Genomic DNA, 14482 nt, shown 5'->3' with positions numbered 1-14482 from the left:
CGCCGCCCCGCCCGGCAGCGGCTCTTTCGAGCACTCGATCCGATTTCGAATGATCTTGGATATATTTCGTCCGGCGTGCGCATAAAATCACATTCCAATCGAGGGGTCGCGATTGGGAGCGGGGCCAAATGAAGTTGCAGAGCGGCCCGGGCGACCTGTTCGACCTTGCCGGAGAGACCGGCTTGTCCCCTGAACTTCTGCGCCTATGGCAGGTGCACGCGGGGTTTCCGGCCGCCGAACACACCGAACATGGCCGCATGTTCTACCCCGAGTGGCAGGTGCGCCGGCTCAAGCTCATCCGCCGGCTGATCGCACTGGGCGAACCGCCCTCGCGGCTTTATGAGCTGGAGGAGGAAGAGCTTGCGGTGCTGCTCGACTACCGCACGCGCATCCACAATCAGCCGCCGGCCGGGCTGCCCACGACGCGGATCGAAGACTATGTCCGCATGCTGTCCCTCAACGCCTTCGCCGATGCGGAATCGGCGATGCAAAGCCATGTGATCGAACAGGGGCTCGAGGATTTCGTGCTGAGCATCGCGGCGCCGCTCTGCAGCGCAGTGGGCATTGCCTGGGAAAAGGGCACGATCTCGATCGCGCAGGAGCACATCTTTTCCGACATGATGGTGCGCACGCTGCGCGCGTGTTCGAGCACGCTGTTCCAGCCGCAGGGCCACGTCAACACCGCCCGCCCACTGGTGCTGCTGGGCACGCCGCCGGGCGAAGTCCACGTGCTGGGGCTCGCCATGGTGGAAACGCTGCTGCTGTTGCAGGACTGCCGCCCGTTGCACATCGGTTGCGGGTTACCCGAAATGGAGATCGTGCGCATCGCCAGTGAAGTGGGTGCGGACATCGTCGCCATGTCGTTTTCCGCCGCGCACCATCCGATGCGCACGGTGGACGTGCTGGAGCAGATCGACCGGCACTTGCCGCCGCAGATCCATATCTGGGCCGGCGGGGCCAATAGCGGACTGTACCAAACCCTGCCGACGCGCGTCCGCGTGTTCCGATCGCTCGGCTCGGTGGCCAGCGCGGTCGATGGCTGGCGACGTTCGGTCGAAGGGCTCGCGCGCAGCCATTAGGCCTTTGCGGCATCCCCTGCCGGCGATAAGCTGGCGCGCGCGGACCGAACGCCGGCCGCGCATGGGGGAGAGAACGGCGCCTTGAGCGGGACCATCCTGATTGCCGACGATCATCCGCTGTTCCGACAGGCGCTGGCGCTCGCCGTGGCGGCGGTCGCGCCCGGTGCGCGCGTGGTCGAGGCGGGAACGCTTGCCGCCGCGGCGAAGGCGGTATCCGAAGCCGATGACCTGCGGCTGGTGACGCTCGACCTCAAGATGCCGGGTGCCATCGGCTATTCGGGCATCGCACTGCTGCACGCCGAAAGACCGCATGTGCCGATCCTGGTGGTTTCGGGCGCGGAGGGCGCCAACGCGGCCGAGGAAGCGCGCGCATTCGGCGCGGTGGGCTTCCTGCGCAAGGATGCGGACCTGTCCCGGATCGAGCAGGCGATTGCCGCCGCGCTGGGCGGCACGCCGGTCGCGCCCAGGAAGGCCGACGCGGTGGAGCAGGTGCGCAACGAGGTTGCCGGCCTTACGCCGACGCAGCTCAAGGTGCTGCTGGCCGTGCTCGACGGCAAGCTCAACAAGCAGATCGCGCACGAGCTGGGGATGAGCGAGGCGACGGTGAAGGCGCACATGACCGCGATCATGCGCAAGCTGGACGTGCGCAACCGCACGCAGGCCGCGCTGGTGGCGCGATCGCTGGGACTGGACCTGAGCCGGTAGGCGCACGACGTGGCGGAGCGCACCGTCTATTTCCACGGCATTCCCGGCAGTGGCGGGGAACTGGCCCTGTTCGGCGCCGAGATTGCCGCAAAGGCCGCCGGGTTCATCGTGCCCGACCGGACGCAGGCGGGACCTGCGGAAGCGACGGCGCGGTTCAGCGCACTGGCCGCCGCGATCCGCACGCAGGCGGAAGGAGCGCCGCTGCGGCTGGTGGGGTTCTCGCTGGGTGCGGCGGCGGCGCTGCGCGTGGCGCCGCATCTTGGCACACAAGTCGTCGGCATTGACCTCGTGTCCGCAGCCGCGCCGCTATCGACCGGAGACTATCTGGGCGCCATGGCCGGCGCGCCGGTGTTCAGGGCTGCGCGGACCAGCCCGCTGCTGCTGGCCGCGATGGTGGGCGCGCAAGGCCTGTTCGCCCGGCTGGCACCGGGGAAGCTCTACGCCGCGCTGTTCGCTTCGGCGCAAGGAGCGGACCTGGCGCTGCGCGACGACTTGCAATTCCGCGCAGGCATGGTGCGGGTGCTGTCCCACGGTTTGGGACGCGGTGCGCCCGGCTATCGCCGCGAAATCCTCCACTATGTCGGCGACTGGGCGGCCGAGCTGGCGCACGTGTCTCAGCCGGTGCGGCTGTGGCACGGGCGCGCAGACAACTGGTCGCCGGTCAGCATGGCCGAAGCGCTGGCAACGCACCTGCCACGATGCGAGCCGCCGCGACTGTTCGACGGGCTTTCGCATTACTCTACCCTGCGGCGCTATCTCTCCGAGCGCTAGGCGGCGTGGACAAATTCCACAGCGCCACGGCTGGAGGCAAAAGACGCCAGCGCGAGGAGGCGAGGTGACGCAATATCGGGAATATTGTGAGCCGAGCCGACACTGCGATGGCGTCTTTTGGTCCAGCCCCTTTCGGGGTTGCCCTGGTGAAGGCCCCGGCGGCGTCGCGCGGCCTTGATGGAGGCCCACTCCACCTGCGGCCTCACTCCTTGCCGGGGCCTTCACCAGGGTAACCGTGGCGTTGCGGAATTCGTCCACGCCGCCTAAACCGAGGCGAGAAAGCCTTCGAGCGCCGCCGGATCGACCGGCTTGGCAAAGAACGCGATGCTGCGCCGCTCGGCCTTGCGGCGCAGCGCGGGGTCGCTTTCGGCGGTGACCAGCGCCACCGGAAGGCTTGGGTGGCGGCGGCGCAACCGGGTAATCAGTGCCAGGCCATCCTCTCCATGATCGAGGCTGTAGTCGATCAGCGCGGCGTCGACCTCGCCCGCCAGCGCGAGCGCTTCGGCGATGTTCGAGGCGGCCACCACGCGATGGCCGCTGCTTGAGAGCAGTGCGGTGGTCGCCTCGACGATGGCGGGATCGTTGTCGACGACGAGCACCCGGAGCGGGTCGGCGTGATGGGCCGGAAGGGCGGGTCCATCCCCGGGCGGGAGCGCTGCCATTTCCGAGGTAGGCGCAAGCGCTGGCAGGCTGACGCTGAAGCGGCTGCCGCGGCCGGGGTGCGAGGCGAGATCGAGATCGAGCCCGAGCAGGCGCGCGATCCGTTCGACGATGGCAAGGCCCAGGCCCAATCCCTCGGCCTCGACCGCGCCGAGCCGGGTGAATTCGGAAAAGATCGCCTGCTGCTGTTCGGTCGGGATGCCGACGCCGCTGTCGACGACATCGATCCGCCAGCGCGGACCGCGCCGACGCACCCCGACGACGATGCCGCCCGACGCGGTGTAGCGCACCGCATTCGACAGCAGGTTCTGCAGCACCGAGCGGAGCAGGCCCGGATCGGTCATCGCCCAGCCTTGCGCGCTGGCGAGGGTGAGCGAGAGGCCCTTCTCCTCTGCCAGCGGGCGCATCCCTTCGGCAATGTCGCGCAGCAGCGGGCCGAGCGCGACCGGTTCGGGGCTGGGCGTGATGCCGCCGGCATCGAGCTTGGAAATGTCGAGCAGGGCGCGCAGCAGATCCTCTGCCGCGACAATCGATCGGTCGACGCGGGCCACCAGGGGGCGCTGCGCTTCGCCCACCTGCCGTTGCAGCGCGGTTGCAAAGAGGCGGGCGGCATGAAGCGGCTGGAGCAGGTCGTGGCTGGCGGCAGCGAGGAAGCGGGTCTTTTCACGCGTAGCTTCGGCCAGGCGGCGGTTCGCCTGTGACAAGGCCTCGGTACGTTCGGCGACGCGCCCTTCCATGTCATCCAGGGTGCGGCGCAGTTCGGCCCGGGTGGCGGCTTCCTCGGTCACGTCGGTGAACGAGGTGAGATAGCCGCCGCCGGGCATCGGGCCGCCGACCGACTTGATCACCCGCCCATCCTGTCGGATCCGTTCCGAGATATAGGGTTGGCGTGCGCGCAGGCGTTCGAGCCGGCGTTCGACCTGCGCTTCGACATCGCCGGGAAAGCCGCCACGCCGCACGTTGTGACGGATGAGATCGGCCACCGGCACGCCGACGCGGACGAGGCCGGGCGGGTAGCCGAACATCGCCACGTAGCGTTCGTTCCAAGCAACCAGCGCAAGATCGGCGTCGATCACGCTGATCCCGGACGGCAGGTTCTCGAAGCTGGCGGCCAGCAGCTGGCGCGAGAAACGCAGCGACTGGCCGCCTTCGTCGAGCAGGCGGGTAACATCTTCGATGCCGAGCTGGCCGCCCACCAGCGCCGAGGCGACGAGTGCGCGCGCGGACGAGGCACCGACCACGGCGGCGATGAGGTCCTGCGCATGGCGGGCGGCCGAGCGATCGACCGGATCGGCACCAACCGCCGGCGGGAAAGCGGCCACGGCAGCCTCCTCGCCGATGAAGCGGGCGGCGAGCGCGCGCAGTTCACCGACGTTGCGCACCGGGCGCTGCCCCCGCGCCAGGCGGGGCGCGACGAAGCTGCCCCGGCGGCGGGCCGACAGCGCGGACAGCAGCGCGAGATTGGCGGCAAGGCTCCAGACCACGCCGTGGACCAGCGGTGTCGCATGGCCGATCCCGAACAGCCGCAGCGGATCGAGCACGGTGCCTTCCAGCGCGGCGAGCCAGGCGGGCGGAAGGATCGGCGGCAGCGCCAGCGTCCACAGCCAGAGCGCGAAGCCGGCGGCCAGACTGACGCGGCCCGCGACCGGATCGCGCCCGTTGCGCAAGGTGCCGAGCACGAGGTGCGGGGTGAACTGCGCCATCGCGGCAAATGCGACGAGCCCGATCGAGGCGAGCGAATTGCGCGCCGGCAGCAGCAACGCCCAGGCGAGCGACAGGCCGACGATGCCGAGGATCGCGAGGCGGCGGACCAGCAGCATTCGGCGTCCGAGGGCCCCTGCCCGGCCGGCGTCTTCGCCATCGCCTTCGCTGCGCAGCACGGCGGGAAAGATGAGGTCGTTCGACACCATCGTCGCCAGCGCGGTCGCATCGACGATCACCATCGCAGCGGCCGAGCTGAGCCCGCCGAGCAGGGCGGCGACGGTGATCCAGTGGGTACCGACGGCTTCGGGCAGTTCGAGCACGAAAAGATCGGGCGACGCACTGTTGGGCAGCGCGACGAGCCCGGCGGCCGCGATCGGCACGATCAGCGCGGCCATGATCGCGACGTAGGCGGCAAGGCCGAAGCGCGCGCGCGGCAGGTCGGACGGCTGCTGCGCCTCGGCCAGCGCCATGAAGAACTGGCGCGGCAGGACCAGCACCGCCAGCGCCGAGATCAGGCCGATGACCGCAAATTCAAGACTGAGGTGTTCGGGCGCGAAGCGGGTGGCAAGCACGTCGAACGCGGCCGTCCGCTGCAGCGGGCCCGCATCGCGCAGCACGGCGAAGGCGGCGATGCCGACCAGCACCAGCGCGACGAGCTTGATCGCCGATTCGATCGCGATCGAGAACAGCAGCCCTTCGTTGCGGCCGGCGACTTCATAGCGGCGAGTGCCGAACAGGATGGCGAAGAGGGCGAGCACCAGCGAGGCCGCGACCATCACCGGCAGGGCGGCGTCCTGCCCGGTGACCACGACGAAGGCGCTGCCGATCGAGCGCAGCTGCAGCGCGCCATAGGGGACGATGCCGCACAGCGCGATGACGGTGACCAACCGGGCGATGCCGGGATCGTGGCCGAAGCGGGCGGCGATGAAATCGGAAATGGTCGTCGCGCGCTCTGCATGGACGGCATCGGCAAGCCGGCGCAGGAAAGCGGGCGAAAGCAGCATGACCAAACAGGGCGCGATGTAGATCGGCAGGTAGTTCCAGCCTTCGCGCACCGCGCTGCCGACCGCGCCATAGAAGGTCCAGCTGGAGCAGTAGACGCCCAGCCCCAGCGTGTAGGCCGCGTGGCGCAGGCGGGGGCGCGCACGCATCTGCGGCGCAAAGGTTTCGACGCCCGCCGCCACGGCGAACAGCACCGCGATGAGCAACAGCGCAAGCAGTGCGGCAAGCGTTGCGCTCATCCGGCCATGCGCCCGTCGGCACGATCATGCAGCGCTGGTTTCGGTGGCCCCATGCTGCGCATCCTTGCGGCGCACGCGCGGGCTTTCAAGCCGGATCGATGCGACCGTGCCTGCAGCGTGCGATTCGGATTGGGGAAGAAGACGTAACACCCGGCGCGGTGCGATTTTTTCGCATCCTCTCCCAAGACCGCGCCGGGCGAACGTCTTTGACGGTGGCGCAACACTATCGCGATTTGGCGTATTGACCAGCAAAAATGTCAGGTGCGTAAATTTCCGCAGCGGTTGGTGCGTTGCCGCCACACCGCCTTTCCAAGATTTTGACACTCCAAGAAACTTTAGCCCTGTTGCGCATGCGTTTGGCGTCGTGCGCCGCTGCAGTTGTTGCGCATTCGCGAACCGGCCCGGCGAATCGCGCCAGCGTCATCCCCGAAGCATGAGGTAAATGACGCCCGCCCCCGAGGCGGCGAGCGCGGCAAGGAGCGGGGTTGCAGCACGCACGCCAGCTCGACCGGGGGCGATTCCCATGGCCATGACCGCCTTGACCAGCGTATTCGCCAGCACCGGCCCTGCCAGCAACAGCCCGGCGCGGTCGTCTCCAAGCGTTCCGGGAGCAAGTCCTGCCAGCGTCATCACCGCAGCATCGACGTCCATCATGCCGGTGAGCGCAAGCACCGCGCCCATTCCGGTGCTGCCGTATCGGGCGAGCGCCCAGCGCGCGATCAGCGAAAACAGCGCGACCATTGCGGCAAGAACCAGCGCCGGCCGGAAATCGAGCGGGTTGCCGAGCTTGACCTCGCCACCGGCCGTGGCCGCCTGATGGCGCCAGGCGGAAAGAGCGAACCCTGCCGCGACGAGCGTGGCGGGCGCAAGTGCGAGCGCAAGCGCCGGCAGCACGCGCGGCACCAGCACCAGGGTCAGCACCTGCACGCGCAGGAACATGACGATCGAGGCGATGGCGATGCCTGCGACCAGCGCGCCCTGCGCCTCGGGTTCCGACCGGAGGCGGCGGGCGTAGTCGGCGGTGACCGCGGTCGAGGACACGATCGCGCCGGTGGCCGCAACCAGCAGCAGTCCCCGCCGCGTGCCCCAGCGCCGCGCCGCGGCATAGCCGGCGAACGAAAGCCCGGCGACGATCACCACTACCAGCCAGATCCGGTGCGGGTTCCACGCATCGAACGGACCATAGGCGCGGTCCGGCAGAAGCGGCAGCGCCAGCAGTGCGATCAGGAGGAAGCGCGCCGCGGCCTCGATCTCGATGGCGGACAGGCCGACAAGCGCGCGATGCAGCACCGGGCGCGAAGCCAGCAATGCGAAGACGGCGGCCGCTCCGCCCAGCGCCAGCGTCGGCCCCACACGCACCGCCACCATGCCGAGCGCGAGCGTAAGAACCCCGGCGACCGCCGTCGTGGCCGACCGGCCCGGCGCATCGGCTTCACTGCGATAACCGACGACGAGGAGCAAGCCCGCCCCCAGCACGAGCGCCGCAGCGACGCCATCGGGCAGGCAACCGGCAAGCCCGCCGACGAAGCCGAGCAGGCCGAAAGTGCGCACGCCCGCGACGCGCGTGCCGGCGGGGCGCAACCGCTGGCTCCACCCGCGCTCCACGCCCACGATCAAGCCCGCCAGCGTTGCCGCGGCGAGCGCCGGCCATAGCTGAGCCTCTGTTCCGGTCACGTCCTTCCCCTCCTGCGCCCCCTTATCACCGTCGCGCAATTTCGACGCGTTGAAAGCGCGAGAAGCTGCTTTGCGATGCCATCGCGCCGGGTAAGACTGCACCAAACGGCGCAGCGACGCCCTGAAGAGCGGGAAGAGGACAGACGTGGCCAGCAAGGTTCTGATCGCCAATCGTGGCGAGATCGCCATCCGCATCGCGCGGACCGCCGCCGAACGCGGGATCGCAACGGTGATGGTCCACCCGGCGGACGATGCCGCTTCCGCTCACGTCACGGCGGGAGATTTGGCGCGCGAGCTGCCGGGCCAGGGCGTTGCCGCCTATCGCGACCAGGCAGCGCTGATTGCGATTGCGGTGAGCGAAGGCTGCGACCTTGTCCATCCCGGATATGGCTTCCTCAGCGAAAACGCAGCGTTTGCGCGGGCCTGCGCCGAGGCCGGACTCGTGTTCGTGGGCCCGTCCCCTGAAACGCTCGACCTGTTCGGAGACAAGGCGGCGGCCCGTGCGCTGGCCGCACGCTGCGGCGTGCCGACGCTGCCGGGTTCTCAAGAAGCGGTTACGCTGGACGAGGCCCGGGTGTTTCTCGCCACGCATGGTGCGGTAATGCTCAAGGCGCTGGCCGGCGGCGGCGGACGCGGGATGCGCGCGGTCGAGCGGGCTGAGGACCTGGACGAAGCCTTCGCCCGTGCCAGCTCCGAGGCACAGGCCGCGTTCGGTGACGGTCGGCTCTATGTCGAAGTGCTGATGGCGCGGGCGCGGCATGTCGAAGTGCAGGTGGTGGGCGATGGCAGCGGCGCCGTGCACCACTTGTGGGACCGCGAATGCAGCCTGCAGCGCCAGCGCCAGAAGCTGGTCGAAATCGCGCCGGCGATCGGCATTGGCGCGGACGTCCGTGCCGCGATCCTCGACGCGGCGCTCGCGCTGGCACGCGCGGCCCGATACCGCGGCATCGGCACATTCGAATTTCTCGTCGACGCGGATGGCGGGACGGCCCTGCCCTTCGTGTTCATCGAGGCCAATCCGCGCATCCAGGTGGAACACACGGTAACCGAGGAGGTGACAGGCCTCGACCTCGTCGCCACCCAGTTCGCGCTGGCGCAAGGCGCAAGCCTCGACGCGCTTGGACTTCAGGCGGTGGCGGACCGGGCGCCCGACGGGGTGGCGATCCAGCTGCGGATCAACATGGAGACGATCGACGCGCAAGGCCAGGCCCGGCCCACCGGCGGAACGATCGCACGCTACGAAATGCCGACGGGGCGCGGCGTACGCGTCGACGATTATGGTCGCAGTGGCTACGCGCCGAGCCCGCGCTACGATTCGCTGCTGGCCAAGCTGATCGTGCGCGCGCCCGACTTCGCCGCCGCGGTCGCCAAGGCGGGGCGAGCGCTGGACGGCTGCAGGATCGAAGGGCTCGGCACCAATCTCGAACTGCTGAAGGCACTGATCGCGCGCCCGGAGGTGGCGGAAGGCGCCTTCGACACGCGGTTTGTCGAACGCCATGTTGCGGAACTGGTGGCGACTGCAGGGCAATACGCACCGGCGGCAGGTAGCGCCCCGGATCCGCTTGCCGTGCTTTCGGCGCGCGCCGCCCAGGCAAGACCGGTTACGACCATGGCTTCGCCGGTGCCTGAAGGCCATGCCGCGGTGCGGGCGCCGATGGTCGGCACGCTGGTCTCGGTCCTCGTCGAGGTGGGCGATGTCGTGCGCAAGGGCCAGACGCTGGCGGTGATCGAGGCGCTGAAGATGGAGCACGCGATCACCGCTCCAGTTGCCGGGGCGGTGGCAGCGGTGTTGCACGCCGGCGGCGATGTGGTGACGGAAGACGCGCTGCTGGCAACGCTGCTGCCGGACGAAGACGCGCATGAGGATGAGGACGTGCCGGTCGACATCGACACGCACGCGCCCCGCGCCGATCTTGATCGGGTTCGGGCGATGCATGCGCATGTCTCGGACGCCGGGCGAGCGGAGATCGTCGCCAAACGCCATGCCAAGGGCAAGCGCACCGCGCGTGAGAACATCGCGGACTTGTGCGATCCCGGCTCGTTCCTGGAGTATGGGCCGCTGGTGACGGCGGGACGACGCTACGAAGACACCCCCGATGACATCGACCGTCGGCTGATCAAGACAGCGTCGGACGGGCTGGTGATGGGCATCGGGCGCGTCAATGGCGATGCCTTCGGGCCCGAGCGTTCGCGCTGCGTGGCGATGAGCTACGACTACACCGTGCTCGCCGGAACGCAGGGGCACAAGAACCACGTCAAGACCGACCGAATGCTTGAAGTCGCGCGCAACGCCCGATTGCCGGTGGTGTTCTACACCGAAGGCGGCGGTGGCCGCAGCGGCGGTGCGTCACCCGGCGATCCCACCCCGCCCCCGACCACGGTGGGGGGGCTCAAGTACCGAACCTGGGCGCACATGGGCAAGCTTTCGGGTCTCGTGCCGCTGGTCGGGATCGCCAGCGGCTTCTGCTTTGCCGGCAATGCCGTGTTGCTGGCGATGTGCGACGTGATCATCGCGACGCGCGATTCCAGTCTCGGCATCGGCGGCCCCGCGATGATCGAAGGGGGCGGCCTGGGCGTGTTCGCGCCAGAGGAGGTAGGCCCCGTATCGGTCCAGGCCCCCAACGGTGTCATCGACATCGTGGTGGAGGATGAAGCCGAGGCGACCGCCATGGCGCGCAAGTATCTGTCGTACTTCCAGGGCCGGATCGAAAGCTGGCAGGACGCCGACCAGAGCCCGCTGCGCCACGCCATCCCCGAGAACCGCCGCGCCGCCTATGACGTGCGCCGCATCATCGAAACACTGGCCGATGTTGGCTCGGTGCTGGAACTCCGCCGCGATTTCGCACGATCGATGGTCACCGCGCTGGCGCGCATCGAAGGGCGCCCGGTGGGGGTGATCGCCAACAATTGCGCGTCACCCACCGGCGGCGCCGTCGACAGCGATGGCGCGGACAAGGCTGCACGCTTCATGCAATTGTGTAATGCTTTCGATATCCCCGTGATCACCTTGATCGACGTGCCAGGGAACATGGTCGGGCCCGAAGCCGAACGCACGGCGACGATTCGCCATTGCGGCAGGCTCTATGTGATCGGGGCGAACCTCCAGGTGCCGATGTTCTCGGTGGTGCTGCGCAAGGCCTATGGCCTGGGCGCAATGGCGATGAGCGCAGGGTCGCTGGATAGTCCGCTGTTCACGGTGGCCTGGCCAACGGGCGAATTCGCCGGGATGGGGATCGAGGGGGAGATCAAGCTCGGTCGGCGTGCTGAGCTGGCGGCCATAGCCGATCTCGACCAGCGCCGGGCGCGTTACGAGGAACTGCTCGCCGGAGCCTATGCGTGGTCGAGCGCCGCCAATGGCGCGACGGTATTCGAATTCGATGATGTGATCGATCCGGCGGATACGCGCCACTGGCTGGCGATGGGACTCGAAGCGGTCGCCGGACGACCGGCGCGCACGGGCAAAGTGCAACCGTGGATCGATACGTGGTGATTTGTGAATCTGGTTGCGGGGGCAGGATTTGAACCTGCGACCTTCAGGTTATGAGCCTGACGAGCTACCGGGCTGCTCCACCCCGCGACACCATGTTTGGGCTGGGTGTGCCAGCCCTGTGGCAGTTTTGTTTTCTGGATCGGCGAGCGATCCAGCGGCGGGCTGCTTCTCCCCGCGCCACTGATGTGTGCGTCGATGGTGACGCAAAAAGGGGCCTTGGAGGGCCCCTTTTGGAGGGCACGAAGGCCCTTGAGATTGTGAATGGGTTTTCTTTGCGTCGGCTTTAATGCCTGGCGACGCCCTACTCTTCCAACGCTTGAGCGTTAGTACCATTGGCGCAGACTGGTTTCACGGCCGAGTTCGAGATGGGATCGGGTGGGTCACAGACGCTATGGTCACCAAGCAATAGAGCCGGCGCAAAGATTTTAATCGATGATACAGATGAGGTTTTGTCCTGGCTGGATACCGCCCATCTGGCAGCCGCAAGGCTGTCATTGATGGTGGGATTCTCAAGCATGAACAGAGTTATTAGGACCGGTTAGCTTCATGCGTTACCGCACTTCCACACCCGGCCTATCAACGTGGTGGTCTACCACGACTCGATGATACCTTATCTTGAGGGAGGCTTCCCGCTTAGATGCTTTCAGCGGTTATCCCGTCCATGCATAGCTACCCTGCTGCACTCCTGGCGGAATGACAGGTACACCAGAGGCATGTTCACCCCGGTCCTCTCGTACTAGGGGCAACTCCTCTCAAGTATCGACGCCCACGGCAGATAGGGACCAAACTGTCTCGCGACGTTCTGAACCCAGCTCACGTACCACTTTAATTGGCGAACAGCCAAACCCTTGGGACCTGCTCCAGCCCCAGGATGTGATGAGCCGACATCGAGGTGCCAAACGATTCCGTCGATATGAGCTCTTGGGAATCATCAGCCTGTTATCCCCGGCGTACCTTTTATCCGTTGAGCGATGGCCCTTCCACGAGGGACCACCGGATCACTATGACCGACTTTCGTCTCTGCTCGATTCGTCAATCTCGCAGTCAGGCAGGCTTATGCCATTGCACTCTAACAGCCGGTTTCCAACCGGCCTGAGCCTACCATCGCGCGCCTCCGTTACTCTTTAGGAGGCGACCGCCCCAGTCAAACTACCCGCCACAGAGGGTCCCCGAACCGGCTAACGGTCCTGGGTTAGACATCAGAAAACAACAGGGTGGTATTTCACCTATGGCTCCACACCAGCTGGCGCCGGTGCTTCAAAGCCTCCCACCTATGCTACACAATTCTTTCCTAATGCCACTCTGAAGCTGCAGTAAAGGTGCACGGGGTCTTTCCGTCTAACCGCGGGTACTCCGCATCTTCACGGAGAATTCAATTTCGCTGAGCATATCCTGGAGACAGTGGGGAAGTCGTTACGCCATTCGTGCAGGTCGGAACTTACCCGACAAGGAATTTCGCTACCTTAGGACCGTTATAGTTACGGCCGCCGTTTACTCGGGCTTCAATTCGGAGCTTGCACTCCTCCTCTTAACCTTCGAGCACCGGGCAGGCGTCACACCCTATACGTCGTCTTGAAGCCGACTTAGCAGAGTGCTGTGTTTTTGCTAAACAGTCGCTACCCCCTGGCCTGTGCCCCCCACAAGTGCTTGCGCATATATGGGGCCTCCTTCTTCCGAAGGTACGGAGGCAATTTGCCGAGTTCCTTCAGGATACTTCTCTCAAGCGCCTTGGTATACTCTACCAGACCACCTGTGTCGGTTTCGGGTACGGTCTATACGGTGGGGCTATTTCCTGGAACCATTTCGAAGCCACTCCAATCCAATAAGGAGTGACAACACACATGATCCGTCACACACCACCAGGCCCACGAATATTAACGTGGTTCCCATCGACTACCCCCTTCGGGCTCGTCTTAGGGGCCGGCTCACCCTGCTCAGATTAGCTTTAAGCAGGAACCCTTGGTCTTTCGGCGAGAGGGCATCTCACCCTCTTTGTCGCTACTCATGTCAGCATTCGCACTTCCGATACCTCCACGACCCATTACCAGATCGCTTCATCAGCCTACGGAACGCTCCGCTACCGCTCGGACCGAAGTCCGAACCCTAAGCTTCGGTGCACGTCTTGAGCCCCGATACATCTTCGCCGCAGGAACCCTTGTTTAGACCAGTGAGCTGTTACGCTTTCTTTAAAGGATGGCTGCTTCTAAGCCAACCTCCTGGTTGTTTTGGGATTCCCACATGCTTTCCCACTTAGACGTGACTTGGGGACCTTAGCTGTAGGTTAGGGCTGTTTCCCTTTTGACGACGGACCTTAGCACCCGCCGTCTGTCTGCCGGATAAATCTCGTTGGTATTCGGAGTTTGGTTAGAATTGGTAGATCTCGCGACCCCCGCATCCATCCAGTGCTCTACCCCCAACGGTATACGTCCGACGCTCTACCTCAATAGATTTCGCGGAGAACCAGCTATTTCCCGGTTTGATTGGCCTTTCACCCCTAAACACAACTCATCCGAGAATTTTTCAACATTCAACGGTTCGGTCCTCCAGTGCGTGTTACCGCACCTTCAACCTGGTCATGCCTAGATCACCGGGTTTCGGGTCTAATTCATCGAACTCTGTCGCCCTATTCAGACTCGCTTTCGCTGCGCCTACACCTAACGGCTTAAGCTTGCTCGATAAACTAAGTCACTGACCCATTATGCAAGAGGTACGCAGTCACGGCCTATGCCGCTCCTACTGCTTGTAAGCATTCGGTTTCAGGTACTGTTTCACTCCCCTCATCGGGGTGCTTTTCACCTTTCCCTCACGGTACTGTGTTCGCTATCGGTCATGTACGAGTATTTAGGCTTGGAGGGTGGTCCCCCCATGTTCAGACAGGATTACACGTGTCCCGCCCTACTCGAGTCCTTCTCCATCACTTTCGCATACGGGGCTGTCACCCGCTATGGCCACTCTTTCCAAAGTGTTCTGCTAGTTGAAGAGAAGGCACTGGCCTGGTCCGCGTTCGCTCGCCACTACTAACGGAATCTCGGTTGATGTCTTTTCCTCCAGGTACTGAGATGTTTCAGTTCCCCGGGTTCGCTTCACCAAGCCTATTTTATTCAGCTCGGTGATACCTTATCCACCTCACTCGAACCCCGGTTACCCGCAGATCGAGA

The 14482-nt window shown here is 65.7% G+C and carries 6 protein-coding genes, 1 tRNA gene and 2 rRNA genes (1 of these 9 only partly in view); 4 read left to right on the top strand and 5 right to left on the bottom strand.

Translation table 11 applies throughout. The annotated features are described in order from the left end of the window. The first annotated feature begins 128 nt into the window (after positions 1-128). From HHL27_RS00680 to HHL27_RS00670, 3 genes are all read left to right on the top strand, one after another. Entirely contained in the window at positions 129-1079 is a 951-nt protein-coding gene (locus tag HHL27_RS00680) for a MerR family transcriptional regulator (RefSeq protein ID WP_169491460.1), read from the top strand. 81 nt (positions 1080-1160) lie between these two features. Further along, complete coding sequence (locus HHL27_RS00675) at positions 1161-1784, top strand: LuxR C-terminal-related transcriptional regulator (protein WP_169491459.1); 624 nt, start codon at positions 1161-1163, stop codon at positions 1782-1784. Between the two features lie 9 nt (positions 1785-1793). Next, a complete protein-coding gene (locus HHL27_RS00670) occupies positions 1794-2555 on the top strand; it encodes an alpha/beta fold hydrolase (protein WP_169491458.1) in 762 nt (253 codons plus the stop codon). 263 nt (positions 2556-2818) lie between these two features. Here HHL27_RS00670 and HHL27_RS00665 read toward each other — a convergent pair whose 3' ends face one another. Continuing rightward, entirely contained in the window at positions 2819-6160 is a 3342-nt protein-coding gene (locus tag HHL27_RS00665; protein ID WP_169491457.1) for a hybrid sensor histidine kinase/response regulator, read from the bottom strand. Positions 6161-6580: 420 nt separating this feature from the next. Continuing rightward, positions 6581-7834, bottom strand: a complete 1254-nt coding sequence (locus HHL27_RS00660) for an MgtC/SapB family protein (protein WP_338114786.1) — start codon at positions 7832-7834, stop codon at positions 6581-6583. 145 nt (positions 7835-7979) lie between these two features. Here HHL27_RS00660 and HHL27_RS00655 point away from each other — a divergent pair, with 145 nt between their 5' ends. Next, positions 7980-11324 carry a carboxyl transferase domain-containing protein gene (locus HHL27_RS00655; RefSeq protein WP_169491456.1) on the top strand — a complete coding sequence of 1115 codons (3345 nt, stop codon included), beginning with the start codon at positions 7980-7982 and terminating at the stop codon, positions 11322-11324. A gap of 10 nt (positions 11325-11334) precedes the next feature. Here HHL27_RS00655 and HHL27_RS00650 read toward each other — a convergent pair. The 3 genes from HHL27_RS00650 to HHL27_RS00640 all read right to left on the bottom strand — a co-directional run. Next, positions 11335-11411, bottom strand: a tRNA-Met gene (locus HHL27_RS00650). A gap of 201 nt (positions 11412-11612) precedes the next feature. Next, positions 11613-11727: ribosomal RNA gene (rrf, locus tag HHL27_RS00645) — 5S ribosomal RNA — on the bottom strand. 105 nt (positions 11728-11832) lie between these two features. Continuing rightward, positions 11833-14482 (bottom strand): 23S ribosomal RNA (locus HHL27_RS00640) (it continues 143 nt past the right edge of the window).

Origin of the sequence: Novosphingobium olei (assembly GCF_012927405.1) — a bacterium.
GTDB lineage: Bacteria > Pseudomonadota > Alphaproteobacteria > Sphingomonadales > Sphingomonadaceae > Novosphingobium > Novosphingobium olei.
The sequence above is the reverse complement of the archived record's forward strand: the minus strand, read 5'-3'. Positions and strand labels throughout refer to the sequence as shown.

Excerpts from the sequence above, each read along its gene's own strand:
- HHL27_RS00680 (WP_169491460.1), top strand. The coding sequence starts at position 129 with ATGAAGTTGCAGAGCGGCCCGGGCGACCTGTTCGACCTTGCCGGAGAG.
- HHL27_RS00665 (WP_169491457.1), bottom strand. The coding sequence starts at position 6,160 with ATGAGCGCAACGCTTGCCGCACTGCTTGCGCTGTTGCTCATCGCGGTG.